Source organism: Martelella endophytica, assembly GCF_000960975.1.
Lineage (GTDB): Bacteria > Pseudomonadota > Alphaproteobacteria > Rhizobiales > Rhizobiaceae > Martelella > Martelella endophytica.
In genome coordinates this window covers 1,030,001-1,056,752 of record NZ_CP010803.1, presented here as the reverse complement: position 1 = coordinate 1,056,752, position 26,752 = coordinate 1,030,001, and the positions used below count along the sequence as shown (strand labels likewise).

At 63.9% G+C, this 26,752-nt stretch carries 23 protein-coding genes (1 of these 23 only partly in view); 7 read left to right on the top strand and 16 right to left on the bottom strand.

Annotated features, from left to right (window positions below; all coding sequences use genetic code 11):
- Positions 1–9: 9 nt before the first annotated feature.
- From TM49_RS04815 to TM49_RS04805, 3 genes are read right to left on the bottom strand one after another with little or no spacing between them, the layout of a single operon-like run.
- Positions 10–1,194 (bottom strand): MFS transporter, encoded by a 1,185-nt coding sequence (locus tag TM49_RS04815; RefSeq protein ID WP_045679765.1) that lies wholly within the window; start codon positions 1,192–1,194, stop codon positions 10–12.
- A gap of 12 nt (positions 1,195–1,206) precedes the next feature.
- Entirely contained in the window at positions 1,207–1,599 is a 393-nt protein-coding gene (locus TM49_RS04810; protein WP_045679764.1) for a VOC family protein, read from the bottom strand.
- Positions 1,596–2,381: a DeoR/GlpR family DNA-binding transcription regulator gene (locus tag TM49_RS04805; RefSeq protein WP_045679763.1), complete on the bottom strand. Its 786-nt coding sequence runs from the start codon at positions 2,379–2,381 to the stop codon at positions 1,596–1,598. Before TM49_RS04805 ends, TM49_RS04810 begins: the two co-directional genes overlap by 4 nt.
- Before the next feature lie 173 nt (positions 2,382–2,554).
- Between TM49_RS04805 and TM49_RS04800 the strand changes: the two genes are divergently transcribed.
- Positions 2,555–3,136 (top strand): TetR/AcrR family transcriptional regulator, encoded by a 582-nt coding sequence (locus tag TM49_RS04800; protein WP_045679762.1) that lies wholly within the window; start codon positions 2,555–2,557, stop codon positions 3,134–3,136.
- Between the two features lie 170 nt (positions 3,137–3,306).
- Complete coding sequence (locus tag TM49_RS04795) at positions 3,307–3,867, top strand: DUF308 domain-containing protein (RefSeq protein WP_045679761.1); 561 nt, start codon at positions 3,307–3,309, stop codon at positions 3,865–3,867.
- Positions 3,868–4,098: 231 nt separating this feature from the next.
- Here TM49_RS04795 and pyc read toward each other — a convergent pair whose 3' ends face one another.
- The 6 genes from pyc to TM49_RS04765 form a co-directional block, all read right to left on the bottom strand.
- The gene (pyc, locus tag TM49_RS04790; RefSeq protein ID WP_045679760.1) at positions 4,099–7,557 is read right to left on the bottom strand and encodes a pyruvate carboxylase; all 3,459 of its coding nucleotides are present in this window, start codon (positions 7,555–7,557) and stop codon (positions 4,099–4,101) included.
- A 105-nt stretch (positions 7,558–7,662) separates the two neighbouring features.
- Complete coding sequence (locus TM49_RS04785; protein WP_052699716.1) at positions 7,663–8,418, bottom strand: helix-turn-helix transcriptional regulator; 756 nt, start codon at positions 8,416–8,418, stop codon at positions 7,663–7,665.
- 209 nt (positions 8,419–8,627) lie between these two features.
- Positions 8,628–8,897: a YrhK family protein gene (locus tag TM49_RS04780; protein ID WP_045679759.1), complete on the bottom strand. Its 270-nt coding sequence runs from the start codon at positions 8,895–8,897 to the stop codon at positions 8,628–8,630.
- Between the two features lie 78 nt (positions 8,898–8,975).
- Positions 8,976–12,170: an efflux RND transporter permease subunit gene (locus tag TM49_RS04775; RefSeq protein ID WP_045679758.1), complete on the bottom strand. Its 3,195-nt coding sequence runs from the start codon at positions 12,168–12,170 to the stop codon at positions 8,976–8,978.
- Complete coding sequence (locus tag TM49_RS04770; protein ID WP_082074618.1) at positions 12,167–13,162, bottom strand: efflux RND transporter periplasmic adaptor subunit; 996 nt, start codon at positions 13,160–13,162, stop codon at positions 12,167–12,169. The genes TM49_RS04775 and TM49_RS04770 overlap by 4 nt, the downstream gene beginning before the upstream one ends.
- Before the next feature lie 14 nt (positions 13,163–13,176).
- Positions 13,177–13,377: a YgaP family membrane protein gene (locus TM49_RS04765; protein ID WP_045679757.1), complete on the bottom strand. Its 201-nt coding sequence runs from the start codon at positions 13,375–13,377 to the stop codon at positions 13,177–13,179.
- A 184-nt stretch (positions 13,378–13,561) separates the two neighbouring features.
- On the opposite strand from TM49_RS04765, the gene TM49_RS04760 reads away from it, so the two are divergent.
- Together TM49_RS04760 and TM49_RS04755 are read left to right on the top strand one after the other, a co-directional pair.
- Positions 13,562–14,512, top strand: a complete 951-nt coding sequence (locus TM49_RS04760; RefSeq protein WP_045679756.1) for a DnaJ C-terminal domain-containing protein — start codon at positions 13,562–13,564, stop codon at positions 14,510–14,512.
- The gene (locus TM49_RS04755) at positions 14,512–14,841 is read left to right on the top strand and encodes a chaperone modulator CbpM (RefSeq protein ID WP_052699715.1); all 330 of its coding nucleotides are present in this window, start codon (positions 14,512–14,514) and stop codon (positions 14,839–14,841) included. Before TM49_RS04760 ends, TM49_RS04755 begins: the two co-directional genes overlap by 1 nt.
- Positions 14,842–14,853: 12 nt before the next feature.
- Here the strand turns inward: TM49_RS04755 and coaBC are convergent, their stop codons facing one another.
- The 3 genes from coaBC to nspC form a co-directional block, all read right to left on the bottom strand.
- A complete protein-coding gene (gene coaBC / locus TM49_RS04750; protein WP_045679755.1) occupies positions 14,854–16,053 on the bottom strand; it encodes a bifunctional phosphopantothenoylcysteine decarboxylase/phosphopantothenate--cysteine ligase CoaBC in 1,200 nt (399 codons plus the stop codon).
- A gap of 104 nt (positions 16,054–16,157) precedes the next feature.
- Positions 16,158–17,402: a saccharopine dehydrogenase family protein gene (locus tag TM49_RS04745; protein ID WP_045679754.1), complete on the bottom strand. Its 1,245-nt coding sequence runs from the start codon at positions 17,400–17,402 to the stop codon at positions 16,158–16,160.
- An 88-nt stretch (positions 17,403–17,490) separates the two neighbouring features.
- Positions 17,491–18,585, bottom strand: coding sequence for a carboxynorspermidine decarboxylase (nspC, locus tag TM49_RS04740; RefSeq protein ID WP_045679753.1), 1,095 nt, complete (start codon positions 18,583–18,585; stop codon positions 17,491–17,493).
- Positions 18,586–18,726: 141 nt separating this feature from the next.
- Between nspC and TM49_RS04735 the strand changes: the two genes are divergently transcribed.
- Complete coding sequence (locus TM49_RS04735) at positions 18,727–19,500, top strand: sulfite exporter TauE/SafE family protein (protein ID WP_045679752.1); 774 nt, start codon at positions 18,727–18,729, stop codon at positions 19,498–19,500.
- Between the two features lie 76 nt (positions 19,501–19,576).
- Here the strand turns inward: TM49_RS04735 and TM49_RS04730 are convergent, their stop codons facing one another.
- Positions 19,577–20,221 (bottom strand): L,D-transpeptidase, encoded by a 645-nt coding sequence (locus tag TM49_RS04730; protein ID WP_045679751.1) that lies wholly within the window; start codon positions 20,219–20,221, stop codon positions 19,577–19,579.
- A 156-nt stretch (positions 20,222–20,377) separates the two neighbouring features.
- Here TM49_RS04730 and TM49_RS04725 point away from each other — a divergent pair, with 156 nt between their 5' ends.
- Positions 20,378–20,866, top strand: a complete 489-nt coding sequence (locus TM49_RS04725) for an MmcB family DNA repair protein (RefSeq protein WP_045679750.1) — start codon at positions 20,378–20,380, stop codon at positions 20,864–20,866.
- 2 nt (positions 20,867–20,868) lie between these two features.
- On the opposite strand, the gene TM49_RS04720 is transcribed toward TM49_RS04725, so the two are convergent.
- A complete protein-coding gene (locus TM49_RS04720) occupies positions 20,869–21,459 on the bottom strand; it encodes an ActR/PrrA/RegA family redox response regulator transcription factor (protein WP_045679749.1) in 591 nt (196 codons plus the stop codon).
- A gap of 282 nt (positions 21,460–21,741) precedes the next feature.
- Here TM49_RS04720 and TM49_RS04715 point away from each other — a divergent pair, with 282 nt between their 5' ends.
- Positions 21,742–23,001 (top strand): MFS transporter, encoded by a 1,260-nt coding sequence (locus tag TM49_RS04715; protein WP_045679748.1) that lies wholly within the window; start codon positions 21,742–21,744, stop codon positions 22,999–23,001.
- 118 nt (positions 23,002–23,119) lie between these two features.
- On the opposite strand, the gene TM49_RS04710 is transcribed toward TM49_RS04715, so the two are convergent.
- Positions 23,120–24,394 (bottom strand): ActS/PrrB/RegB family redox-sensitive histidine kinase, encoded by a 1,275-nt coding sequence (locus tag TM49_RS04710; protein WP_045679747.1) that lies wholly within the window; start codon positions 24,392–24,394, stop codon positions 23,120–23,122.
- A gap of 54 nt (positions 24,395–24,448) precedes the next feature.
- Positions 24,449–26,752, bottom strand: partial view of an ATP-dependent helicase HrpB gene (gene hrpB / locus TM49_RS04705; RefSeq protein ID WP_045679746.1) — the 3' portion only. The gene runs 150 nt beyond the window's last position; the window shows 2,304 of its 2,454 coding nt (coding positions 151–2,454); its start codon lies off the right edge, out of view — the gene reads right to left on this strand; its stop codon occupies positions 24,449–24,451.

Genomic DNA, 26,752 nt, shown 5'->3' with positions numbered 1-26,752 from the left:
CGCGGCTTGTCAACTGTCAGGCTGACGGTCGGCATAGCGGGCGAGCGGCGCAAGCAGGAAGACGATGACATGCAGAAGTGACAGGCCTGCGAAAATCGGCGCGAAACCGATATGTTCGGCCAGGAAACCGATGCCGGACGGTGCGATCAGGATACCGGAATAGCCGAGCGTCGTCGTCACCGACAGGCCGATGCCGGGCGCCATGCCGGGCAGGTTGCCGGCGGCGGAAAAGGCAATCGGGATCATGTTGGAAATGCCGATGCCGGCAATGGCGAAGCCGATGATGATCAGCGCGGTCTCGGACGAGAGGCCGGCAAGCAGCAGGCCGGCGACCGACATGGCGGCACAGAAGCGCAGCGTCCGGACCGCCCCGAAACGGTCGCGGATATGGTCGCCGGCAAACCGCATCGTCGTCATCGTCATCTGGAAGGCGGCAAAGCCGAAACCGGACCAGGCGATCGAAACCATCCGTTCGTCGCGCAGATAGAGCGCGCTCCAGTCCATGATGGCGCCTTCCGGAATCATCGAGAACAACGCCATGATGCCGATCAGCCAGGGCAGCGGCGTCAGCGGCAGGCGGATCTTCTCGCGCTTTTCATCCATGGCCGGCGCATCCGGCTGCAGGCGTGGAAACGAGAGCGCGAGCAGGACAGCGGCGATGACGGTGGCGACGACCGCATGGCCAAGCGTGCCGAGCGTTGCGATCAGGAATCCGCCGATCGAGGCGCCGATCAGCCCGCCAAGACTCCAGAAGGCGTGGCAGGACGACATGATGGCTCGGCCTTCCGCCTTCTCGACGGCAACCGTGTTGCCGTTCATCGAGACATCCATCATCGCCATCATCGCGCCGAAATAGAACATCACCAGCACCGCGAGCGGCACGACCGGCACGATCGAGATCAACAGCAGCGCCGGCAGAAACATCAGTGCGGCAACCTTGACCGTGCCGGTCGAACCGAAACGGGCGAGAAAGAAGCCGGTCGCCGGCATGGCGATGATCGAGCCGAGGCCGAAGGTCAGGATCATCAGGCCGAGCTGGCCTTCCGACAGCGACAGCCGCTCGGCAAATTCCGGAATCTTCGGCGCCCAGGAGCCGGTGAAGAAGCCATTCATCAGGAACAGCAGCGAGACCGCAAGACGCGGGCGCGACATGTAGCGGCGGCGTGAACGATCAGGAAGTGCGGTTTCGGTCATGGGAATAACTTTTCAAACAGTGATTTCAATCAGATTGCCGTCGGGGTCGGTGAGTACCGCCTCATAAAAGCCGTCGCCGGTGTGCCGCGGCGAACCGTGCAGGAAGCCCTGGCTTTGTGCCCTTGCGGACAGCGCGTCGACCGCCGCTTCGCTGCCGAGGCCGATCGCGATATGGGCATAGCCGACACGCGCGTCCGCGCCGAACCCGTCTTCCAGCCAGGGAGCCTGCATCAGCTCGATGGCGGTGCCGTCGGCAAAGGCAAGAAAACGGGAGAGGAAGCCCGGCCGGCGTGCGCTTTCATAGGGCGGGCCTGCCGCAAGGCCGAAGACACCGGTATAGAAGGCGCAAAGCCGTTCGATATCCCGCGTCCATAGCGCGATGTGGGCGATGCGGGCGGTGGTCATGGCATAACCTCGCCCTGGCGGGCAGCCAGGAACCTCACGCCGCTTGCGGCCAGCGCCTGACGGGCACCGGCGTCGAGCCTGTCGCTGACGGCGAGCGCATCGAGCATGGCGAGGTCGACGATGGCGCAGGGGGCGCGGGTCGAAAACTTCTCGGCCGTCATCGCGGCAACCACGCGCCTGGCCCGGGCGGCCGCCTTGCGCTTGAACAGCGCATCTTCGTAGTGAAAGCAGGTGAGCCCGGCCTCGATATCGACGGCGCAGGCGCCGAGCACGCAAAGGTCGAGGTGGAATTCCGAGAGTTCCTCCAGCGCCCGCGCGCCGATTGCGCCGCCGACATCGCGGTGGATGAGACCGCCGATCACGATCACCGAAACATCGTGACGGCCGTCGAGCGCTGCGGCAATCGCCGGGGAATTGGTGATCACGGTCGCATCGAGCCCTTGGGGCAGGGCTTGGGCGACGGCAATATTGGTGGAGGCGGCATCGAGGAAGACGCTTATGCCGGCGGCAATCTCGCCGGCAACGAGGCGGGCAAGGGCGCGCTTTTCATCGCCGATGGTCGCTGTCCGCGCCTTCAGGTCGCCGCTCCCCGGCGTCACCGAAAGCGCGCCGCCATAAACGCGCTCGCAAAGCCCGCGCGCCGCCATCGCGCGCAGGTCGCGGCGGATGGTATCTTCGGAGACCGCGAATTCGGTCGCGAGCTCGGCCGCCAGCACCCGGCCAGAGGCCTTGAGGCGCTTCAGGATAATGTCCTGCCGTTCGCGGATGAGATAGTCGTTCATGCGGGCTCTCGGAAAAACGTGCACAACTGTGCATAAAGCGCTTTAAACCGGCATGCAAGCCTGTAGTTTTGATGTTTACCTCAGCGCTTGAAGGCGTCATGGAAACAGGCGTCGTTTGCGCCATTTCAAGAAACAGACTTGACACTCTACCTATCGATAGGTAGATAGCGCTTATGGCAAACATGACCTCGACAGCAGATGACGTTCTGATCACCGCCCGCAAGCTCATTACCGAGGGCGGATATAACGGTTTCAGCTATGCCGATATCGCCAATGTGGTGGGTATCCGCAAGGCAAGCATCCATCACCATTTCCCGACCAAGGCCGAGCTGGTGCGCGTCCTCGTCGAGAAATATCGCGGCGAGACCATGGCGGGGCTGCAGGCGCTGGAAGTCGAGGTGACCTCGCCGGCCGGCCAGCTTCGCGCCTATCTGCGCTATTGGGAGCGGTGCATCGGCGATGCCAGCCAGCCATTCTGCGTCGCCGCCCTTCTCGGCTGCGAGCTTCCGGCATTGCCGAGTGAGGTCGCGCGCGAGGTCTCGGCCTATTTCCGCATGCTGTCTGGCTGGATCGCCGGCGTACTGGAACGCGGTGTCGGAGCGGGCGAACTGCGGCTGCAGGACACTGCAGCCGTCGAGGCCGAAGCCTTCATGGCAACAGTTCATGGCGCCATGCTGTCGGCCCGCGCCTATGGCGATGTCGCCATCTTCCACGCCATTGCCCGCACGCTGATGGTGCGTGTCGAGACGGGATGAAGCGGCCTGTCCCGTGATGGAGGGCTGCACCCTTAGTGCATGTCATATCACCGAATGCCGGGCGGCGTGTTCGCCTGGAAGAGCTCGCGCGGGCGGCAAGTTGCGCTCCCCGTGAGGTCAAGCGATGTCTTATCTTGCCCTGATAAACTACCTACTAGAAGGATGATAAAATGACCACAAACAACAATGAAGAGCGCTGGCTGCGCGGCTATTACGCGGTTCGTGCCGGATTTTCCGTGATCTGGGTGCTGCTGGCGCTGACGATCGGCGCGCATTCGATGCAGCTCGCCGTCGTGCTGCTGCTCGTCTATCCCGCATGGGATGGCATCGCCAACTATTTCGATGCCGCCCGTAGCGGCGGTCTTGGCAGGAACCGCACCCAGGCCATCAACGTCGCCGTCAGTGCCGTGACGACGCTCGCCGTCGCGATCGCGCTTGGCCGGAGCATGAATGCGGTGCTCGCCGTCTTCGGCGCCTGGGCCTTCTTCGCCGGCCTGCTGCAGCTTGCCACGGCCGTCCATCGCTGGAAGCGCTACGGCGCGCAGTGGGTGATGGTGCTGAGCGGCGGGCAGTCGGCGCTCGCCGGCGTGTTGTTCATCGTCATGGCGCAGAAACCCGAAATGCCGTCGATCGGCGATGTCGCGGGCTATGCCGGCGTCGGCGCGTTCTACTTCCTGGTCTCGGCCATCTGGCTGTCGGTCGCCATGGCCCGCCGCCAGCGCGCCGCCTGAAGCCGCCTTCTGCTCAAACAAAAAGGCGGGGTCGTTCGACCCCGCCTCAGAACGTTGACAAACCCTTGGAGGCGTATGGCGATCCCGCCGCCGGCCTCCCCACAAGCCCTTGCCACACTGCCTGGATCCTCGGGGCAAGCCCGAGGATGACGCCGAGTTTGGGGAAAGGTTTGTCAAAAAAAGAGGCGGGGCACTTCGACCCCGCCTTTGTCATTACCCATCGATGGCGGCTCAGCCCTCGTAGACCACCAGAAGGTCCTTGGCGTCGATCTGGTCGCCGGCCTTGACATGGACTTCCCTGATCACGCCATCGCGGTCGGCATGGAGCGCGGTTTCCATCTTCATCGCCTCGATGGAGACCAGCACGTCGCCGACGGAAACCTGCTGGCCTGCCGAGACGGCAACCGTGGAGATGACGCCCGGCATCGGGGCGCCGACCTGGTTCAGGTTGGTTGGATCGACCTTCTGGTTGACACCGGCGCCGGCCCCATGCGCCCGGTCCGGCACCTTGATGGTGCGCGGCGCGCCGTTCAGCTCGAAGAACACGGTGACCATGCCCTTCTCGTCGGCGCTGGTGATCGCCTGGTTCTGGATGACCAGCGTCTTGCCGCGCTCGATGTCGGCCATCAGCTCGTCGCCTTCGTCCAGCCCGTAGAAATAGGCGGGCGTCGGCAGGACGGAAACGGGACCGTAGGTCTCGTTGGCGATGGCATAGTCGATGAACACCTTCGGATACATCAGGTAGGAGGCGAGCTCGAAATCGTCGATCTCGCGGCCGAGCTTTTCCTCCGCTTCCTTGCGCAGCGCTTCGAGGTCGGCTTCTTCCAGCAGGGATCCGGGGCGCACGGTGTAGGGCTTCTCGCCCTTCAGCACCTTCTTCTGCAGACCTTCCGGCCATCCGGCCGGTGGCTGGCCGAGATCGCCCTTCAGCATGGAGACGACCGAATCCGGGAAGGACATGTCCTTGGCCGGGTTTTCGACGTCAGCGACCGTCAGGTCCTGGCTCACCATCATCAGCGCCATGTCGCCGACAACCTTGGAAGACGGCGTCACCTTGACGATATCGCCGAACATCTGGTTGGCATCGGCATAGGCCTGCGCCACCTGGTGCCAGCGCGTCTCCAGACCGAGCGAACGGGCCTGTTCCTTGAGGTTGGTGAACTGGCCGCCGGGCATTTCGTGAAGATAGACCTCCGAGGCGGGGCCCTTCAGGTCGCTCTCGAAGGCGGCATACTGGTGGCGCACGGCCTCCCAGTAGAACGAGATGCGGCGGATATAGCCGGTATCAAGACCCGGATCGCGGTCGTGGCCCTTCAGCGCCTCGACGATCGAGCCGAGGCAGGGCTGCGAGGTGTTGCCGGAGAAGGCGTCCATGGCCGCATCGACGGCATCGACGCCGGCATCAATGGACGACAGCACGGTCGCGGCTGCGATGCCGGACGTGTCGTGGGTATGGAAGTGGATCGGCAGTTCGGTCGCATCGCGCAGCGCCGTGAACAGCATCTTCGCCGCCGCCGGTTTCAGGAGGCCGGCCATATCCTTGACCGCGATGATGTGGGCGCCGGCCGCTTCCAGCTCCTTGGCAAGCTCGGTATAGTACTTCAGGTCATACTGCGGCCGCTTGGCGTTCATGATGTCGCCGGTGTAGCAGATCGTCGCCTCGCAGAGCTTGCCTTCCTCGAGCACGGCATCCATCGACACGCGCATGTTCTCCACCCAGTTCAGGCAGTCGAATACGCGGAACAGGTCGATGCCGCCCCTGGCCGCCTGGCGCACGAAGTACTTCACCACATTGTCGGGATAATTGGTGTAGCCGACGCCGTTTGCGCCGCGCAGCAGCATCTGCAGCAGCAGGTTCGGCACCGCCTCGCGCACCTTGGCAAGGCGCTCCCACGGATCTTCGGTGAGAAAGCGCATCGAGACGTCGAAGGTCGCGCCGCCCCAGCATTCGAGCGACAGCAGTTCGGGCAGCGCCCGGGCATAGGTGCCTGCGATCGACACGATGTCGTGGGTGCGCATGCGGGTCGCCAGCAGCGACTGGTGGCCGTCGCGCATGGTCGTGTCGGTCATCAGCACGCGCTTTTCATGGCGCATCCATTTGGCGAATTTTTCCGGACCCATCTCGTCGAGAAGCTGTTTGGTGCCCGGCATCGGGTCGCCCTCGATGAACGGGATCACCGGTGCGGCAATCTCGTCGGACGGTGCCGGACGGCCCTTCACTTCCGGATGGCCGTTGACGGTGACGTCTGCAAGATAGGTCAAAAGCTTGGTGGCGCGGTCGGCGCGTCTCACCTGGTCGAACAACTCCGGCGTCTCGTCGATGAAACGCGTGGTGTAGCTGTACTCCATGAACTTCGGATGGGTGATGATCGCCTCGAGGAAGGTGAGGTTGGTCGCGACACCACGGATGCGGAATTCGCGCAGCGCGCGGTCCATGCGGCGGGCGGCCTCCTGTGGCGAGGGCGCCCAGGCGGTGACCTTTTCCAGAAGCGGGTCGTAATAGCGGGTGATGACGGCGCCGGAATACGCGGTGCCGCCGTCAAGCCGGATGCCGAAACCGGTCGCGCCGCGATAGGCGGTGATGCGGCCGTAATCGGGAATGAAGTTGTGCTCCGGATCCTCGGTGGTGATCCGGCACTGCAGCGCATGGCCGCGCAGCCTGATCTCTTCCTGCGGCGGAACGCCGGATTCCTCGGTGCCGATGGCAAAGCCGTCGAGAATGTGGATCTGCGCCTTGACGATGTCGATGCCGGTGACGACTTCGGTCACCGTATGCTCGACCTGGATGCGCGGGTTCACCTCGATGAAGTAGAACTTCCCGGTGTCGGCATCCATCAGGTACTCGACGGTGCCGGCGCCGATGTAGTTGGTGGCCCGGCCGATCTTCAGCGAATATTCGGCGAGTTCCTGGCGCTGTTCCTCGGAAAGATAAGGCGCGGGCGCGCGCTCGACGACCTTCTGGTTGCGACGCTGGATCGAACAGTCGCGCTCGAACAGGTGCACGACATTGCCGTGGGTGTCGCCGAGGATCTGGCTTTCGACGTGGCGGGCACGCTCGACCAGCTTTTCGAGGTAGACCTCGTCCTTGCCGAAGGCGGCCTTGGCCTCGCGCTTGGCTTCGGTCACCTCGCGGGCGAGGTCTTCCTTGGCGCGGATAACGCGCATGCCGCGGCCGCCGCCGCCCCAGGAGGCCTTCAGCATCACCGGATAGCCGATCGCCTCGGCCATCTTCTCGACCTCGGCCATGTCTTCGGGCAGCGGATCGGTCGCGGGAACGACCGGCACGCCGACTTCCATGGCGAGGTTGCGGGCGGCGACCTTGTTGCCGAGCCGGCGCATGGTTTCGGCCTTGGGGCCGATGAAGGTGATGCCGGCGGCCTCGCAGGCATCGACGAATTCAGGACTTTCCGACAGCAGGCCGTAGCCGGGATGGATCGCATCGGCACCGGAAAGCTTGGCGACACGGATCACCTCCTCGATCGAAAGATAGCTTTCGATCGGGCCCATGTCGCGATCGAGGTGCGGACCGCGACCGACCTGGTAGCTCTCATCGGCCTTGAACCGGTGCAGCGCCAGCTTGTCTTCCTCCGCCCAGATCGCGACCGTCTTTATGTCGAGTTCGTTTGCAGCGCGAAACACGCGGATCGCAATTTCGGAGCGATTGGCGACAAGAATCTTCGAAATCGGCAAGGAACGCCTCCTCAGGAAATAGACGGGAAATAACGCAATGGTTTTTCATAGCCAAACTCGGGGATGAGCGCAAACCGGCTACGGCCACAAAAGAGTTTGCATCAATCAGGATACGAGTCCAAGCCGGAAAGCCAACGCTATCAGGTTTTGCCGATTTCTTGCCCGCAGCTTTTCCTGAAGACCGCTGACATACCAGTCGACAGTGTGGTTGGAGAGGCCGAGTGCCTTGCCGGCCTCGATCGAGGTCAATCCGTCAGCCAGGCTTTGCAGAATGGCAAATTCGCGGCTCGACAGTTCCGGCACGGGAAAACCTTCCTCCGGCGCGCCATTGCCGCGCTGCACCAGCGCCTGGCATCGCCGCAGCAGGTTTGCCGCAAGGGTCTCGAACATCGCCATTTCCAGGGGCGAGAGGTCGATCGGCCTGTCGCGGGCAACCGACAGCATGCCGGCAAGCCCGGTCCTGGCGAAGATCGGCACGGTGACGCCATGGCCGATGCCGTTTGCCTCGGCGCTGGAGATCATGCCCTGCAATTTACGAGAGATGACCGGATTTCCGTCGGCGGCGGCAAGCGCGTCCTCCCAGTGGAAGGGCTTGTGGGCGACGGCGAGCGAGGCCCAGCTATCGTCGAGCAGACCTCCGGCGACGGGGCCGGGCGGGGCTTCCTTTTTTGTGGGGTGACGCCGCAGCAGAGCATGCCAGTGAACATCGGCACCACCTTCGGCGATCTTGCGTTCGAAAAGACCGAAATAGAGAAAGCCATAGCGTTGCGCCACCTTCTCCATGGAGGAGCGGATGTCGGGAAGGGTTTCGAACTCGTGGATCATCACGAGCGATTCGAGCACCACATTGATCTTGTTCAAAGGAGCATCGTTTCCTGAAGCGGCGGCGGCGTTCGGGCAATGGCGGTGGCCTCGAAGGGAATGAGGGAGAAGCAAAACACTGCCGCATCAACGCTTGCGCTCCCGGCCCGAACGACCTCCAACTTGATAATGCCACAATATTGCGCGGAAAACGAGTAAAGGCAATATCAGGGTTAGCGCCTGTTTACATGTTTGCGATTCACCACTTTTCAGGTGGTCAGATCCGCGAGATCGCCAATCAGATAAAAGTGCAGTTCACGGGCAAACCGCAGCCCCGGCTTGACGGCGAAAAAGATCGAACCGACCAGAAAGCACCATGTTCCGGCATAGGTGAGGCTGTCAAAGAAGAACAGCGCCGAGCCGATGATGAACAGCACCGCCGCGGCGAGGTCGGCCGATGTGTGAAACAGCTCGTAAATGGCATAGATCCGGCGGTGGCGAGGGGACTGGTTGGCGCGTTCGGTACTGAAAAGCTTCATGTGATCTCCTGCTTGCTGCGCCCGAGCATAGGCGGCATGCGGGTGGCGTGGCCACCCGCAGCAGGAGAAAAGCCGCAATCAGCTGCGGAACACCCGGTAGATCGCCGGGATCACCAGCACCGTCAGCAGCGTCGAGGAGATCAGGCCGAAGAGCAGCGAGATCGCAAGCCCCTGGAAGATCGGATCGGCGAGGATGACGGCGGCACCGATGATTGCCGCCAGTGCCGTCAGCAAGATCGGCTTGAAGCGGATCGCACCGGCGGTCACCAGCGTTTCGGTCAGCGGGACGTTCGCACTTTGCGTGTGGCGGATGAAATCGACCAGCAGGATCGAGTTGCGCACGATGATGCCGGCAAGCGCGATGAAGCCGATCATCGAGGTCGCGGTGAACGGCGCGCCGAACAGCCAGTGGCCCGCCATGATGCCGATGAAGGTCAGCGGCACCGGCGTCAGGATGACGAGCGGCAGCTTGAACGAGCCGAACTGGGCGACAACCAGAATATAGATGCCGATCAGCGCGACCATGAAGGCGGCGCCCATGTCGCGGAAGGTCACCCAGGTCACCTCCCATTCGCCGTCCCACAGAAGCACCGGTGTCGCCTCGTCCTCCGGCTGGCCGTGCAGCTTGATCACGGGCTTCGGCAGATCGCCCCAGTCCATCGCATCGATCGCGTCCTGAACGGCGAGCATGCCATAGAGCGGCGCTTCGAAATCGCCGGCGAGCTCGGCCGTCACCATGTCGGCATAGTGGCCGTTATGGCGGAAGATCGTGTGCGAGGTCTCTTCCTCGGAGACGGTCACGACATCGCCGAGCTCGACGACCGATGACGTCGCATCGGCGGCGGCCACGGGCGTTGCCAGGAAGCGTTCGTCCAGCACTCGATCGTTGGCCGTGCGGCCGATCTCGATCGGAATCGGTGGCCGGCCGCCGCCGCGGTGGGAATAGCCGACCGTGGTGGTGCTGTTCAGGCCTTGAAGCGTGTCGAACACGTCATTCTCGTCGACGCCGTAGAATTCGAGATCGTCGCCGGCGATCGTCACCCGGAGCCGCTTCGCGGTTTCGCCATAACTGTCATCGACATCGACCACGAAGGGCACTGCGCGGAAGGCCTCCTTGACCTTCGCGGCGACTGCGCGGCGGGTCTCGGCATCCGGGCCGTAGATCTCGGCAAGCAGCGTCGCCATTACCGGCGGGCCGGGCGGCGGCTCGACCACCTTCAGCGAGGTACCCTCCGGCACCTCGACTGCCGCGAGGATCTTGTCCCGCAGATCAAGCGCGATTTCGTGGCTGGTTCGGTCGCGCTCGCCCTTCGGTGTGAGATTGATCTCGACATCGCCGAGCTCCGGCGACTGACGCATATAGTAGTGGCGAACCAGTCCGTTGAAGTTGAACGGGGCGGCGGTGCCGGCATGGGTCTGGACCGAGGTGACCTCCGGCGTCTTCAGCACAACGTCTGCGACGGCCTGCGTGACGGCGTCGGTCGCCTCGACGGATGAACCTTCCGGCAGATCGACAGTCACCATCAGTTCCGACTTGTTGTCGAAGGGCAGGAGCTTGACCGTCACATGCTTGGTGTAGAACAGGCTGAGCGAGCCGAAAGTGGCGATGACGACGATGGCGATGAAGGTCCAGGACCGCGCCTTGGTCTTCAGGATCGGCCGGGCAACGGCCGCATAGGCCCGACCGAGCCTGCCGCCCGAACCATGGTCGCCGTCGGCGTGCAGCTTTGCCTTGCCGGCGATCTTCACCATCAGCCACGGCGTCACCATCACCGCGACGAAGAAGGAAAAGATCATCGCGGCGGAGGCAACGGCGGGGATCGGGCTCATATACGGGCCCATCATGCCGGAGACGAACATCATCGGCAGCAGCGCCGCCACCACCGTCAGTGTTGCGACAATGGTCGGGTTGCCGACCTCGGCAACCGCTTCGATCGCCGCCTCAACGCGCGAGCGCTCGCCTGGCATCGCCCAGTGGCGGGCAATGTTCTCGATCACGACGATCGCGTCGTCGACCAGGATGCCGATCGAGAAGATCAGCGCGAACAGCGAAACGCGGTTCAGCGTATAGCCCATCAGATTGGCAGCGGCGAGCGTCATCAGGATGGTCACCGGAATGACGATGGCGACGACCAGCGCTTCCCGAAGACCGATGGCGATGCCGACAAGCACGATGATCGACACGGTTGCCAGGCCGAGATGGAACAGCAGTTCGTTGGCCTTCTCGTTTGCCGTCTCGCCATAATCGCGGGTGACGGAAACCGTCATCGAATCCGGTATGACCGTACCCTTCAGCGCCTCGGTGCGATGAAGGACGGCATCGGCCACAGTCACCGCATTGGCGCCGGCGCGCTTGGCGATGGCAAGGCTCACGGCCGGGACGCGGTTCATCGTGCCGTCGGCGCCAAGCGTGACGGCGGAGCTGACGGCTTCCGTGTCGTCGGGAATGAAGGCGATATCCGCAACATCGCGGACATAGACCGGCCGGCCATCCGCCGTTGTCAGCAGAAGATTGCCGATTTCGGCGGGTGTCGACAGCGTTTCACCGGCCATCACGCCGATCTGCAGTCCGCCGTCGCGCACGGTGCCGGTCGGGAAGGCTCGATTGGCGGCGGTCACCTTGCCGGTCAGCGCCTTCAGCGTCACGCCGTAAAGCGCCAGCCGCTCCGGATCGGGCTCGACGCGGATCGCCGAGCCGGTATCGCCGACGAGATAGGTGGTGCCGACATCGTCGATGCGGGTCAGTTCGGTCTGCATCTCGCGGGCAACCCGTGAAAGGTCGCTCGCCGTCAGCCCGGCCCCCTTTGCCGGGTCCGGCGTCAGCGTCAGGGCGACGATCGCGACATCATCGATGGTGCGGCCGACGATCAGCGGTTCGGGAATGCCGACGGGAATGGCGCTGATATTGGCCATGACCTTGTCGTGGACGCGCAGAACCGCGCTGTCCGCCGGCGTGCCGACCTTGAAGCGGGCCGTGACCATGACCTGGTTGTCGGATGTCTGCGAATAGACATGTTCGACGTCGTTAATGCCCTTGATGATCGTCTCGAGCGGTTCGGAGACGAGCTTGACGGCGTCTTCCGCCTTCAGTCCCGGCGCCTGAACGATGATATCGACCATCGGCACGGAAATCTGCGGTTCCTCCTCGCGCGGCAGCGTCCACAGCGCGACGAGGCCGAGCGCCAGCGCCGCCAGGAGGAAGAGTGGCGTCAGCGGCGAGGTGATGAAGGTTTTCGTCAGTCCGCCGGCAATGCCGAGAGGATGCTTTTTCATGGCACGACCACCGTTTCGCCGGGCTGAAGCCCGGTCAGCACCTCGATCATCGTGGTCCCGCCAAGGGTCTCCCGTGCGCCGGTAACCACGGTCTTTTCGCGGTTTTCACCGCCCGCAAGGGTCACGGTGATGAAGTCGAGGCCGTTTCGGGTGGTGACGGCGTCGGCCGGCAGCATCAGCGCCTGCCGCTCGCCGATCGGCACGCGCACGAGGTATCGCTCGCCGACATAGCGCGGTGTCAGCCCCTCGACGGCGACATCGGCGATGAGGCGGTTGTTTTCGAGTTCGGGATAGAGTTTGGCGATCCTGCCGGTTGCGCTGGTCTCCCCGTTGGCCTCAGGACGGCTGATGTCGATCTCGTCGCCCTCGTTCAGATAGGCAGCGTGGCGGGCGGGGATGGCGAGCCTGAGATAAAAGCCGCCGGAACCGACGGTCGCAACCGTCTCGCCCGGAAGGATGACGGAGCCTTCGACCACCGGCACGCTCAGCACCCGACCGGAAGCCGGCGCCAGAATATCGCCCTCGCGCATCTGCTGGCGCACGACCTCCATATTGGCGGTGGTTGCCGCGATATTGTTGACGACGACATCCACCTGCGTTTTCAGCGTGTCGAGCTGCTGATTGCTCATCACGCCGCGCTGATTGAGGCTTTCGCCACGCTCGAGCTCGGAGCGGGCATTTTCGAGCGAGGATTGCAGCCCCTTGAGTTCGGCCTCATAGGCCTTCACCTGGAAGTCGAGCTTGTCGTCGTGGATCGTGCCGATGACATCGCCTTCGCTGACGCTGTCGCCTTCGGCCACCGTCAGCGTTTCGAGTGTGCCGCCGATGCGTGCCCGCGCCGGCACGGTGTCGCGCGCCTCGACCTCGCCATAGACCGCCTTCCATTCGGGCACGGTGACGGGGGCGGCGGTCAGGCTCGCGGCCCGGCCCGTGCCGGTGAAGGCGAGCGCGGCAAGCAGCATCGCGCCGGTCTTCGTCAGAGCATGTCGCATCGGAAATCTCGCTTTCAGAAGGCGTTGCCGGGCTTGATCCCGAGCTTGCGGAACACGATGGCCGCCGGGCAGAAGCCGGTGAAGGCCGACTGCAGCAGGTTGAAGCCGATAAAGGCGGTCAGCCAGAGCCAGTAGATGCTGACGAAGACCGTCAGAAGCACCGAAACCAGAACCATCACTCCGGCAAAGGCCAGAACCATACGATCGAGAGACATGACGATTTCCTCGCTAAATATACGATACTGCGTATATATGTAGGTTATTCGCGCTTGGCAAGGCATGTTGCTACCGGCACATGGCAAAAACAGCGCGACAAACCGGCGCGGTACTGGAAGCAACGGGAATTAATTCCTATCTCCAAGGCAAATCATTCAACACATGTCAGCTTTCAGGACGACCATGGTTCAAGACCAAGTGAGAGACCCTTATGATGTCCTCGGCGTTTCGAAGACTGCTTCCGAAGCCGAGATCAAGAAGGCCTATCGCCAGCTTGCCAAAAAGCTGCATCCGGACCTGCATCCGGGCGACAAGGCCAAGGCCGATGAATTCAGCCGCGTGACCGCGGCCTACGACCTTCTCGGCGATCCGGAGAAGCGCAAGCGCTTCGATGCCGGCGAGATCGACGCCAACCAGCAGGAGCGGCCGCAGCGGCAATATTACCGCAGCCACGCCGAGGCCGACCCGTCGGAGCGCTATGGTTTCGACGGCAGCTTTGACGACCTTGGCGACTTCTTTTCGCAGGCCTTTGGCCATGCGCGCGGCGGCGGCTTCTCAGGCGGCGGTTTTGCGCGCGGAGGGCAGATGAAGATGCGCGGTCGCGACGTCCAGTTCCAGTTGACCGTCGGCTTTCGCGAGGCGCTGACCGGCGGCAAGAAGACGGTCGGCCTGCCCGACAGCGGCCGCATCGAACTCACCATTCCGGCCGGGATCACCGACGGCACGACGCTGAGGCTTGCCGGCAAGGGTGAGCCGGGCGTCAATGGCGGTCCGCCGGGCGATGCCCATGTGCGTGTCACCGTGGCCCCTGATCCGGTGTTCGCGCGCGACGGCGATGACCTGAAGATGGAGCTTCCGGTGTCGATTGATGAGGCCGTGCTCGGCGCGACCGTCGCGGTGCCGACCATCACCGGTCGGGTCAATCTGAAGGTTCCGCCGAACACAAGTTCCGGTCGGACGATGCGGCTGAAGGGCAAGGGCGCGCCGAAAAAGGGCGGTGGCGCCGGCGACCTGCTGGTCACGGTCAAGCTCGTCCTGCCGTCACAGCCCGACGAGGCGCTGGAAAAGGCCATCCGCGAATGGCGGTCGCAGCACGCCTATGATCCGCGGGCCGGCTGGAAAGGAAATCAGTGATGGTGACCCTGACAGAAACCGAAGTCCTGACGCGGGTGCGCCGGTTGAACGCCGAGCGCCTTTCCATCTGCGTGACCGAAGCCTGGGTAAAACCGCGCCGCAGCGAACGCGGCCCGGCCTTCGACGAAACCGACATTGCCCGCCTTTCGCTGATCGTCGAGCTGACCGAGGACATGGCTGTCAACGACGAGGCGGTGCCGGTGATCCTCGACCTTCTCGACGAGGTCAGCACCTTGCGCCGGCGCATGAAGGCGCTGGATTCGGCACTGAGCGGGCTTGAGCCGAAGCTTCGCGAAGCGGTTCTCGCGCGGATCCGGGAGGTGCGGTAGCAGGCTCTTGCTTCAGAACCGCTTCGCGATCCACGCCGCCAGCTTTTCCGCGACCTCGGCCTTGTCCATGTCGGGCCAGGCCTCCGCGCCATCCTTCGTCACCAGCATCACCTGGTTGCGGACACCGCCCATGACGCCTTCCTTCGACACGTCGTTGGCGACGATCAGGTCGGCGCCCTTGCGGGCGAGCTTGTCAGCGGCATAGGCCGCGACATCGCGGGTCTCGGCGGCAAAACCGACGACGAGGCGAGGGCGGTTGGCGTGATGGCCGATGGTCTTCAGGATATCGGGGTTTTCGACAAGCTGCAGCGGCGGGGGGGCCTCGCCGGGCTTCTTCTTCATCTTCTGGTCGGCGCTATCGGCGGCACGCCAATCGGCAACGGCCGCGACCATGACGGCGATATCGGCGGGAAGTGCGGCTTCGACGGCAGAAAGCATCTCGCGGGCGCTTTCGACATGCACCACGTTGACGCCTGCCGGATCGGCAATCGTCACCGGGCCGGAAACCAGCGTCACCTCGGCACCGAGCCGGGCAAGCGCCGCAGCAATCGCATGCCCCTGCCGGCCCGAGGAGCGGTTGGCGATATAGCGTACCGGATCAATCGCTTCATGGGTCGGGCCGGAGGTGATCACGGCGCGCTTGCCGGCAAGCGGCTTTGGCGCTTCATCGAAAAAGGCCTCGACAGCGGTGACGATCTCCATCGGCTCGACCATCCTGCCGACACCGGCCTCGTCGCTTTCGGCCATCTCGCCGCGCGCGGGGCCGATGGTCATGACGCCGTCAGCGGCAAGTGTCTGCAGATTGCGTTGCGTCGGCGCGGCAGACCACATCTTCGGGTTCATGGCAGGCGCCAGCAAAACCGGGCAGTCGCGGGCAAGCAGCACGGCGCTTGCCAGATCGTCGGCAAGCCCCGCCGCCATCTTCGCCATCAGATTGGCGGTCGCCGGGGCGACCACGATCAGGTCGTTCTCACGGGAAAGCCGGATATGGCCGACATCGTGCTCGTCCGCACGGGAAAACAGATCGGTGAAAACCGTCCCGCCCGAAAGTGCGCCGACGGCAAGCGGCGTGACGAACTGCTGTGCGGCTGACGTCATCACCGGGGTAACGACGGCGCCGCGCTCCTTCAGCCTGCGGATCAGGTCGAGGCTCTTGTAGGCGGCGATGCCACCGGCAATGATCAGGAGAATGCGTTTGTCTTTCAGCGCCATCGCTCAGGCCCGCCTGTTTGGTTGTCACGGGTTTTAGCACGAAGCGGGCAAAGAAAAACCCCGCCGTTTGACGGGCGGGGTTTCGTAACCTCGTGACGAGCGACCTACTTCGAAAAATCGAGCGCCCGGTCGCCATCCTTGTCCTTCACCCGGGTCGGCAGGCCGATGTGGTTGAGGATGTGGAGGAAGGGCTTGGGGTTCAGCTCCTCGACATTGACCATGGTCTTCGCGTCCCATTCGCCCGAAGCCACCAGCATGGCGGCCGCGACCGGGGGGACGCCGGCGGTGTAGGAAATGCCCTGGCTGCCGACTTCGTTATAAGCGTCCTTGTGGTCGGAGACGTTGTAGATGAACACGTCCGCCGGTTCGCCGTTCTTCGTGCCCTTGACGAAATCGCCGATGCAGGTCTTGCCGGTATAGTTGGGGGCGAGCGAGGAGGGATCGGGCAGTACGGCCTTGACCACTTTCAGCGGCACGACTTCCTGGCCTTCCGCCAGTTTCACCGGCTGTTCGGACAGCAGGCCGAGGCTTTTGAGCACGGTGAAGACGTTGATGTAATGGTCGCCGAACCCCATCCAGAAGCGGACATTGGGCGAGCCCATGTTCTTGGCCAGAGAGTGAATCTCGTCATGGCCGGACATGTAGGCCTTCTGCTTGCCGACGACAGGTAGGTCGAATTCATGGCCGATCTCGAACATCTGGTTCGTCGTCCATTCATTGTTCTGCCAGGCATAGACGACGCCGGTGAACTCGCGGAAATTGATTTCCGGATCGAAATTGGTGGCGAAATACTTGCCGTGGCTGCCGGCATTGATGTCGACGATGTCGATATCGGTGATGTCGTCGACATAATCGTCCTTGGCAAGCCGCGCATAGGCGTTGACGACGCCCGGATCGAAACCGGCGCCGAGGATCGCGGTCACGCCCTTCTCGGCGCAGCGCTCCTTGCGCTTCCACTCGTAGTTTCCGTACCAGGGCGGCGTCTCGCAGATCTTGTTCGGCTCTTCGTGGATCGCGGTGTCGATATAAGCGGCACCCGTCTCGAGGCAGGCCTCCAGCACCGACATGTTGAGGAAGGCCGTGCCGACATTGATGACGATCTCGACGCCGGTTCTCTTGATGAGCGCGACGGTCGCTGGAATGTCGAGCGCGTCGAGCTGATGGGCCTCGAGCACGCCCGCCTGCTTCATCGCGTTCTTGTCGTTAACGCTGGCGATGATCGCATCGCATTTCGATTTCGTGCGCGAGGCGATGTGGATGTCGCCCAGCACATCGTTGTTCTGCGCGCATTTGTGGGCCACCACCTGGGCGACGCCGCCGGCGCCGATTATCAGGACATTCTTTTTCATCAGGACAACGCCTCCGGTTTTAGGCAGTTTCTGTCTCTGCCTGAAATCAAGGGTTGGAGCGGTGTCCCGCTCCGTGAGTGTTTAGCCCCTAGGAAAGGCTGGATTTATAGTCTTCATAGCCGAACTGGCGGATGGCGCGGATGGTTCCATCCTCCTCGCGATGCGCGATCGCCGGCATCTTCACGCCATTGAACCAGTTTTTCTTGACCATGGTATAACCGGCCGCGTTCTCGATCGACAGGCGGTCGCCGACCTTGACGGGCTCTTCGAAGGAGAATTCGCCGAAAATATCGCCAGCAAGGCAGGATTTTCCGCAGATCATCACCTTGTGCGGCCCGGTGTCGGGAGAAAGCTTCGCCCGTTCGCGATAGATCAGCAGGTCGAGCATGTGCGCCTCGATCGAGCTGTCGACGATGGCGAGGTCCTTGCCGTTGTTCAGCGTATCGAGCACGGTCACTTCCAGCGTCGCCGCGCCGGTGATGGCCGCCTCGCCGGGCTCGAGATAGACCTGCACGCCGTATTTTTCGGAAAAGGTCTTCAGCCGTGCTGCCAGCGTTTCCAGCGGATAGCCCTCGCCGGTGAAGTGGATACCGCCGCCAAGGCTGACCCAGTCAAGCCGCGACAGCAGATGGCCGAAACGCGTTTCGATGACGTCGAGCATCTCGTCGAACCGCTCGAAGCTCTCATTCTCGCAATTGTTGTGAAACATGAAACCGGAAACGCGGTCGAGCACGGTCTCGATTGCAGCCGGATCATGCTCGCCCAGGCGGGAGAAGGGCCGCGCCGGGTCGGCAAGGTCGAAATCGGAGCTCGAGACCTGCGGATTGACCCGGAGCCCGCGGATCTTGCCGGCCGATTGCGCTTCGAAGCGCGTCAGCTGGCCGATCGAATTGAAGATGATCTTGTCGCAATTGGCGAGGACCTCGTCGATCTCGTCCTCGGCATAGGCAACCGAATAGGCATGGGTCTCGCCGCCGAATTTTTCGTGGCCGAGTTTGACCTCATAAAGCGACGAGGAGGTCGTGCCGTCCATATACTCACTCATCAGGTCGAAGACCGACCAGGTGGCGAAGCATTTGAGCGCCAGCAGCGCCCTGGCGCCGGAGGCCTCGCGCAACCAGGCGATCTTCTCCATGTTCGCCTTCAGGCGCTTCTTGTCGATGAGGTAATAGGGGGTCTGCATCGGCGTGACCTTTTCCGGGCAAGCGCCAACGGCGCGTTTCGGGGTCTACATATTCGAGCGGGCGGCAAAATCAACCGATACGGCCGATTTTACTTGCCGGTCCGATATGGTAAGCGCGGTACGACCCGCCCGGAATCCTCGATGTCGTTCTTCGCAGAAGCCTTTGCCGCGCATTCGCCGGCGTCCCTTGCCCTCGTTGCCGCTTTCGCCTGCGTTGCGGGCATGGCGCGCGGCTTTTCCGGCTTTGGCGGGGCGATGATCTTCATGCCGCTTGCAAGCCTGGTCATCGGGCCGCGGGTCGCGGCACCTCTGCTGATGCTGGTCGATTTCATCGGCACGCTGCCCACCGTGCCCTCGGCCTTCAGGCTCGGCGAGAAACGCAAGGTGCTGCTGATGGTCGCCGGTGCCTCGATTTCCGTGCCGGCCGGCGCGGCGATGCTCGCCCGCCTCGATCCGCTCGTGGTGCGCTGGGCGATCTCGGTGATCGTTGTCCTGCTGCTGTTGCTTCTGGTTTCGGGCGCGCGCTACCGGGGACGGCTGACGGCGCCGCTTCTTGTCGGAACGGGAACCGTGGCAGGCTTCTTCGGCGGGCTGGCGCAGATCGCCGGGCCGCCGGTCGTCGCGCTCTGGCTCGGTTCCGACCGCGAACACCATATCGCCCGCGCCAATATCATGCTGTTCTTCACGCTGAGCGGTATCGTCTCGTTCCTGTCCTACACGGCCGGCGGCCTTCTCGATCTCTCGGTCCTGCCACTGGTGGCGATCGTCGAGCCCGCCTATCTTCTCGGCGTCATCATCGGCATGCGGCTTTTTCCGCTGGCGCGGCCGGAGGTCTTCCGCGTCGTCGCCTATCTGCTGATCGCGGTCGCAGCCATCACCGGCCTGCCGGCGACCGATGCGCTGTTCGGGCGGTGAGACGAATATGAAAGACGGCATGAAAAAAGGCGGCTCCGCGGGAGCCGCCCTTCAGATTGTCGAAGCTGCGCCGGTCTCAACCCGGAAGCACGATCACCTTGGTGCGCTTGTCGGGGTCGACGCGGGCATAAAGGTCGATGATATCCTGGTTGATCATGCGAATGCATCCGGAAGACACCGCCTGGCCGATCGAGGTCCAGTCCGGGTTGCCGTGGATGCGGAACATCGTGTCGTTGCCGTTCTTGTAGAGGTAGAGGGCGCGGGCGCCGAGCGGGTTCATGATGCCGGGCGGCATGCCGCCGGCGAATTCCTTCAGCTCCGGCTGGCGCTTGACCATGGCTGACGGCGGATACCAGGTCGGCCATTCGGCGCGGCGGCCGACATAGGCATCGCCCGACCAGCGGAAGCCGTCGCGGCCAACGCCGATGCCGTAGCGAACGGCCTTGCCGTCCTCCAGCACGTAGTAAAGCAGCCGGTCCTTGGTATCGACGATGATGGTACCGGGGGCCTCGTCGGTGGTGTAATTGATGATCTGGCGGCGGTACTTGTCATCGACCTGCGTGATCGGCACGCGTGGGAGGTCGAAACCGTCGTCGTTATAAGCCGCATAGGCCGAGATCGGCGCCATGGTGCTGGAAGAGGACATGTCGGTGGTCGTGCAGCCGGCGGCAGCCATCAGGCTGACCAGTGACATGGCAATCAGGGCGTTCTTAATGAGCATGGAGGATCTTTCGGCGGCGTTGCTGTCGATACAATTTATCTGGCATATATCATTTTATGTTTAACAATTGGTTGCGGGGCGGCAACAACCGGACATTTGATTGCCCCTTTGTCGCCGCGATCATGACATAATGCATTGCGAGCGAAGGAAGTTCCCATGGCGATAGTCGAACTGCACGGTCGGAACCCGACGGCGGACGGCCGTCAGTCGGAACGTGCCATGATGGTGCGGCGCGGCGTTCAGCACCTGCTTACCCATATGCGCCACGCCGCCATCAGCGAGATGACGCTCAGAAACGGCCGGCGGGCCGACCTCATCAGCATTTCGGAAAAGGGCGAAATCTGGGTCATCGAGATCAAGACCTCGATCGAGGATTTCCGGGTGGACCGGAAATGGCCGGAGTATCGCGATTTCTGCGACCGGCTGTTCTTTGCCACCCATCAGGGCGTGCCGCTCGACATCTTCCCGGAAGATTGCGGCCTGATCCTCGCCGATCGTTACCATGCCGAAGTCATCCGCGGAGCGCCGGAGCACAGGCTGCCGCCGGCACGCCGGAAGATGCTGACCCTCGCCTTCGCACGGCTCGCCGGCCAGCGCCTGACCGATGCGGAACTGGCGCTGGAGAAGTTCGAGAACGAGAGCTGAGCCTATTTCGGCGCGCGCTTGGCCAGGATGCGCTGAAGCGTGCGGCGGTGCATGTTGAGCCGGCGGGCGGTTTCGGAGACGTTGCGATCGCACATCTCGTAGACACGCTGGATATGCTCCCAGCGGACCCTGTCGGCGGACATCGGATTTTCGGGCAGGGATACCTTCTCGCCAGGCTGCTGCGTCAGCGCGTGCACGATATCGTCGGCATCGGCTGGCTTTGCCAGATAATCGAGCGCGCCGAGCTTCACGGCCGTCACGGCGGTGGCGATATTGCCATAGCCGGTGAGCACCACGATGCGCGTGTCGTCGCGCGCCTTGCGGATCGCGGCGATGACGTCGAGCCCGCTGCCATCCTCGAGCCGCAGGTCGATCACCGCATATTTCGGCGGCCGGGCGCCGGCGCGCTCGACGCCCTCGGCAACGGAGGCGGCGGTATCGACATCGAAGCCACGGCTTTCCATCGCCCGCGCCAGCCGGCGCAGCAACGGCGCATCGTCATCGACAATCAAAAGGCTGAGGTCGCCGGGCGGCAGACCCTCCGCTGTCACCTCGTGGTTTTCCTCCGCACCGGTCGTTTCCTGTGTGCTCATCATCCTGCTCTTTGCGGGTTTCGCCGCTTATTTGTTTTCGTCCGGACGTTTATGACTCCCCGCCGCCACCGGGTAAACCCTCTAGCCCCTTCGTAAATCGCAAGAAATCGCCCAAATCGCCTCGAAAGAACACAAGAAGGCGTGAGGGCTGCCGTTTCGGCGGCGCAGGACGGTCACAGGGGCTGCGGAACCCGCCCGCGGGCGCGCCTTGTCTGCTCTTGCCTCGGCGGCCGCAATCGGTCAACGTCATCGCCGCAACTTCGTGAATGCCAGGGGGAACAGATGACAGTCACGGCCAGCGAGCGCAACCGCGCGCTCTTTCTCGGCAGCATGGGCGGCGGGCTCGAATTCTATGATTTTGTGATCTATGCCTCGTTCGCCTCGCAGATCGGCAAGACCTTCTTTCCTTCCGAAGCCGCGGCAACCCGACTTCTTGCCGCCTTTGCCGTCTTTGCCGCCGGCTATCTCGTCCGCCCGATCGGTGGCATCCTGTTTTCCCATTTCGGCGATCGCTACGGCCGCAAGCTGATGCTGAGGGTGTCGATCGCCGGCATGGCGGGTGCCACCTTCCTCATCGCCTTCATGCCGGGCTATGCCAGCTGGGGCATTTCCGCCACCATCGCGCTCGTGGCGCTGCGCATGGTGCAGGGCCTCTGCCTCGGCGGCGAGATCCCCGGCGCGATGACGCTGATCACCGAGACGATGCCGAAACGCCGCGGCCTTGCCTGCGGCTTCCTGTTCATGATCATCAATGTCGGCATGCTCGCCGCCCAGGCGGTGCAATGGGCAATCGAGCTTTTGCTTTCCGATGCCGCGGTCCTGTCCTATGGCTGGCGCATCGGCTTCTTCATCGGCGGGCTGGTGGCGATTGCCGGTTTCGTCCTGCGTGCGCGCCTTTCCGAAAGCCCTGCCTTCGCCGAGCTGGAGGCCGCCACCCACAAGGTGCCGCTTGCGGCGCTTTTCCGTGACCATCGCCGCGCCGTGTGGATCGGCCTGTTCGTCACCGGGCTCGGCGCGGCCACCGTTCCGCTGCTCTATCTCTACATGAACTCCTACCTGACCGATTTCCTCAAATACGATCCGGATCAGGTCTCGACCGCGGTTCTCGTCGGCATCATCCTCTTCTCGCTGCCGATGCCGCTGGCCGGGCTGATCTCCGATTTCGTCGGCATCAAGGTGCCGGCCTTCATCGCCGCACTCGCCCTCGCGATCGCGGCCATCCCGGTCTATGTGTGGATCCACCAGGGGGTCGGCGAACTGATGCCGGCGATGATCGTGATCTCGCTCATCGGCGCCTTCGCCTGGGGGCTCGGGCCGGTGCTGCTGACCGCGATCTTCCCGACGGACGTGCGCTATTCGGGCGTCGCCTTCGTCTACAATATCGGCTTTGCGCTCGTCGGCGGGCTGACGCCGCTGGCTGCCACCTTCATCATCCAGCAGACCGGCTTCACCCTGGCGCCCGGTTTCCTGCTGGCGCTGTTTGCCGCGCTTGCCACGGTTGCGATCTTCCTGTCGCAAACCCTGCCGGCGGAGGATGCCTGAAGCAATTCCAACTGAAGTGGATAGCGGTTCACCGTCCGGAATTGCGAAAAAACAAAGAGATAAGGCGTTTTGCGTTTCCATGAAACGCGGAAATGCTTTGAAGCCTCAGGTCAACGTTTCAGCCTTCTGATCCGGTTTCCATCCGCCAGCGCGGCCAGGTGACGGTGATGCGGGCGCCGCCGGCATTCTCGAAGGTCAGCGTCGCGCCTGAGCGTTCGAGCAGTGTCTTGGCGATGAACAGGCCGAGGCCGAGGCCTCCGGCGCGGCTCTCGCCTTTCTGCCGGTGCGAGACGAAGGGATCGCCGATGCGCGGCAGGATTTCCGGCGTATAGCCGATACCGTCGTCGTCGATGGTAATCGTCACCTGCGTTTCGCTGTAGCGGGCGCTGACGGTGACGGTGCGGGCCGCATGTTCGACGGCGTTCTCGATGATATTGCCGAGCCCGTAGAGGATGCCGGGATTGCGCTGGCCGACCGGTTCGTCGCCTGGCTCGCCGGCAATATCGATCTTCATTTCAGCGACGAAAGGCCGGTGCGGGGCGGCAACCTCCTCGATCAGCGACGACAGCGGCAGGCGGCGCATATGCGCCTCGTCATCCTTGGAAAGCGAGGTGAGGCGGGCGAGGATATCGCGGCAGCGCTGGCTCTGGCTGACAAGGAGCTGCACATCCTCGCCATAATCGGAATCGCCGGCAAGGCTGCGTTCCATCTCCTTCGCCACCACCGCGATCGTCGCAAGCGGCGTGCCGAGCTCATGGGCGGCTGCTGCCGCTAGACCGTCGAGCTGCGAGAGATGCTGCTCGCGCTGCAGCACCAGCTCGGTGGCCGCAAGCGCATCGGATATCTGCTGCGCTTCCTGCGAGATGCGGCGGGCATAAAAGGCGGCAAAGGCCAGCATCGAGATGATCGCGATCCAGACGCCGAACTGCAGCACCGGTTCCAGCTCCACCGAAAGCCCCATATGCCAGGGCAGCGGAAACGGGCTGAGCGCCAGCGCCGAGACGCCGGAGACGGCCAGCGCCAGAAGCGCGATCGCGTGATGCAGCGGCAGCGCGGTGAACGAGATGATCACGGGAACGGAAATCAGCGGCGCAAACGGGTTCGCCAGCCCGCCGGTCAGGTAGAGCAGTGCGGTGAGCTGCATCAGGTCGAAGCAGAGAAGCGAGAAGGCGATGCGCGGGCCGACCCGCTGGGTCGCCGGAAACCGGATCGTGAGCACCAGATTGCCGAAGGCAAGTGCGGCGATCAGCGCGAAGACGGGGATGATCGGCATCGGAAAGCCGAGCCCGAAGGCGACATAAAGCGCCGTTGCCGTCTGGCCGGCGACGGCAAGCCATCTGAGCCGCACCAGCGTCTGCAGTCTGAGGCTGCGGCGGCGATCCTTCTCGACCATTTCGGCGACCGGTGGTTTCACGCTTTGCTCCCTGTTGGTGGCCGTTGAGCCCTATCACGTTCCGCGCGGTTTGGCGCGCCGCGTCGCCTCGGCATTGGCCGGGTCCTCCGGCCAGAGATGCTTGGGATAGCGCCCGCGCATGTCGGCGCGCACATCCTTCCACGAGCCGGCCCAGAAGCCGGTGAGGTCGCGTGTCGTCTGGATCGGCCGGCCGGCGGGTGAGGTGAGCTCCAGGAGCAGCGGCACGCCACCGGCAATCACCGGATGGCGCTTCAGCCCGTAGAGCATCTGCACCCGGATCGCCAGCACCGGCTCGTCGCCATCATAGCGGATCGGCAGGCGGTCGCCTGTGGGGGCGGTGAAATGCGTCGGCGCCAACCGATCGAGATCGGCGGCAAGCGGGTAGGGCAGAAGCGCCTGAATCCCGCTGACGAGGCTTTTCGCCGTAATCGCCGAAATCGCGGTCACGCCCGACTGGAACGGCGTGAACCAGCGGTCGAGGCTCAAAAGCAACCCCTCCGGGCTGACATTCGGCCAGGGTTCGCCAAGTTTGCGATGGAGAAAGCCGATGCGCTCGATGAGATGCGCCGCCTCCTTCGGCATGTCGATCAGCGACAGCCCGTGGGTGGCCAGACCCTCAGCGAGTGCGGTTGCCGCCCTTTCGCCCTTCGGCCGGACGCCTGCCTGTTCGGCGAGCACCAGGGCGCCGAGCCGTGTGACCGTGCGGGCGCGCACCGAAAGGCTTGCCCGATCGAAGACGCATTCTTCGACGGTTTCGATCTGATCGCCGCGTTCGGCCTCGATGGTTCCACGTGAAACGGGCGCGGCGGCGAGCACGCGCCCGCGCGCCGCCTGGCCGGTGAGATCGGCGATCACCAGAAAGGGCTCGCCCGCCAGCGGGTCGTCTTCCGGCACCTCCGCCCCCCGCCCGTTTGCCATCAGGAACCGTCCGCGCCCGCCGCGCGCCATGGCGATCCGGTCGGGAAAGGCATGGATGAGCAGCGCGCCGGCATCCGTGGCCGTGTTCGAACGACCCGCTTCGCCGGCGGCCTTGGCGATGCGGTCGGCAAGTCCGCGCGCGGCGTCCGCCCGGGGCGAGCGCTCGTGGCGGAAGCGCCGCAGCCGCTCGGAAAGATCGGCGCCGTTGCCGCCAAGCCCCTGTTCGGAAAGCAGCACGGCGAGCATTGCGGCATCACGCGCCGTCCCGGCTGCGGCGGCATGGATGACCATGGCGGCGAGCCGCGGCGGCAGCGAAAGCCCGCGCATACGCTCGCCCGTCGGCGTCAGCCGGCCATCGTCGTCGAGTGCACCAAGCGCGCCGACCAGCCGTTTCGCTTCGGCCAGCGCGGGGCCGGGCGGGGGATCGAGGAAGGCAAGCTGGCCGGGGTCGGCGACGCCCCAATGCGCGAGATCGAGAACCAGGCCCGAAAGATCGCTTGCCAGGATTTCGGGCCGGGTGAAGGCTGCAAGCGCCGCCGTCTGCCCCTCGTGCCAGAGCCGAAGCGCAATCCCCGGCGCCGTTCGCCCGGCGCGGCCGGCTCGCTGGTCGGCGGAGGCGCGCGACACCTTTACCGTCTCAAGCCGGGTAATGCCGGTCGCGGGCTCGAACACCGGCAGCCGCTGCAGCCCGCTGTCGATGACGATGGTGACACCGTCGATGGTGATCGAGGTTTCCGCAATCGCGGTCGAGAGCACGACCTTTCGGCGTCCGGGCTGGGTCGGCGCGATCGCCGCGTCCTGCTCGGCGCGGGTCAGGTTGCCGTAAAGGGGCGCGAGCGTCACATCCGAGCCGATGCGGTGCTCGAGCCGCTCCGCCGTGCGGCGGATCTCGGCCTGCCCCGGCAGGAAGGCAAGGATCGAGCCGGCTTCCACCTTCAGCATGTCGAGGATGGCGGCGACGACATCGTCCTCGATCCGGCCCTGCGGGGTGCGCGGCCGGTGGCGGATGTCGACCGGATAGGCGCGGCCGGCGCTCTCGATCACCGGCGCATCGCCCAGAAGGCTGGCGATCCGTCCGACATCGAGTGTTGCCGACATCACCAGCAGTTTCAGGTCTTCGCGCAGGCCGGAGCGAATGTCGAGCGCCAGCGCCAGCCCGAAATCGGCATCGAGCGAGCGCTCGTGGAACTCGTCGAAGATGACCGTCGATACGCCGGCAAGCTCCGGGTCGTCGAGCGCCATGCGCGCGAACACGCCTTCGGTCACCACCTCGATACGGGTTCTTGCCGAGACCCTCGTGTCGAGCCGCATGCGATAGCCGACCGTGCCGCCGGGTTCCTCGCCGAGAAGCGATGCCATCCGGAAGGCTGCGGCGCTCGCGGCAAGCCGGCGCGGTTCAAGCAGGATGATCCTGCCATT

Coding starts and splice junctions, on each gene's coding strand:
- TM49_RS04710 (WP_045679747.1), bottom strand. CDS start 24,394: ATGGTCGAGAAGGATCGCCGCCGCAGCCTCAGACTGCAGACGCTGGTG.
- TM49_RS04800 (WP_045679762.1), top strand. CDS start 2,555: ATGGCAAACATGACCTCGACAGCAGATGACGTTCTGATCACCGCCCGC.
- TM49_RS04765 (WP_045679757.1), bottom strand. CDS start 13,377: ATGTCTCTCGATCGTATGGTTCTGGCCTTTGCCGGAGTGATGGTTCTG.
- TM49_RS04810 (WP_045679764.1), bottom strand. CDS start 1,599: ATGACCACCGCCCGCATCGCCCACATCGCGCTATGGACGCGGGATATC.
- TM49_RS04730 (WP_045679751.1), bottom strand. CDS start 20,221: ATGCTCATTAAGAACGCCCTGATTGCCATGTCACTGGTCAGCCTGATG.
- TM49_RS04735 (WP_045679752.1), top strand. CDS start 18,727: ATGTCGTTCTTCGCAGAAGCCTTTGCCGCGCATTCGCCGGCGTCCCTT.
- coaBC (WP_045679755.1), bottom strand. CDS start 16,053: ATGGCGCTGAAAGACAAACGCATTCTCCTGATCATTGCCGGTGGCATC.
- TM49_RS04805 (WP_045679763.1), bottom strand. CDS start 2,381: ATGAACGACTATCTCATCCGCGAACGGCAGGACATTATCCTGAAGCGC.
- TM49_RS04760 (WP_045679756.1), top strand. CDS start 13,562: ATGGTTCAAGACCAAGTGAGAGACCCTTATGATGTCCTCGGCGTTTCG.
- TM49_RS04780 (WP_045679759.1), bottom strand. CDS start 8,897: ATGAAGCTTTTCAGTACCGAACGCGCCAACCAGTCCCCTCGCCACCGC.
- TM49_RS04815 (WP_045679765.1), bottom strand. CDS start 1,194: ATGACCGAAACCGCACTTCCTGATCGTTCACGCCGCCGCTACATGTCG.
- TM49_RS04775 (WP_045679758.1), bottom strand. CDS start 12,170: ATGAAAAAGCATCCTCTCGGCATTGCCGGCGGACTGACGAAAACCTTC.
- TM49_RS04795 (WP_045679761.1), top strand. CDS start 3,307: ATGACCACAAACAACAATGAAGAGCGCTGGCTGCGCGGCTATTACGCG.
- TM49_RS04715 (WP_045679748.1), top strand. CDS start 21,742: ATGACAGTCACGGCCAGCGAGCGCAACCGCGCGCTCTTTCTCGGCAGC.
- TM49_RS04770 (WP_082074618.1), bottom strand. CDS start 13,162: ATGCGACATGCTCTGACGAAGACCGGCGCGATGCTGCTTGCCGCGCTC.
- TM49_RS04755 (WP_052699715.1), top strand. CDS start 14,512: ATGGTGACCCTGACAGAAACCGAAGTCCTGACGCGGGTGCGCCGGTTG.
- TM49_RS04720 (WP_045679749.1), bottom strand. CDS start 21,459: ATGAGCACACAGGAAACGACCGGTGCGGAGGAAAACCACGAGGTGACA.
- TM49_RS04745 (WP_045679754.1), bottom strand. CDS start 17,402: ATGAAAAAGAATGTCCTGATAATCGGCGCCGGCGGCGTCGCCCAGGTG.
- nspC (WP_045679753.1), bottom strand. CDS start 18,585: ATGCAGACCCCCTATTACCTCATCGACAAGAAGCGCCTGAAGGCGAAC.
- TM49_RS04725 (WP_045679750.1), top strand. CDS start 20,378: ATGGCGATAGTCGAACTGCACGGTCGGAACCCGACGGCGGACGGCCGT.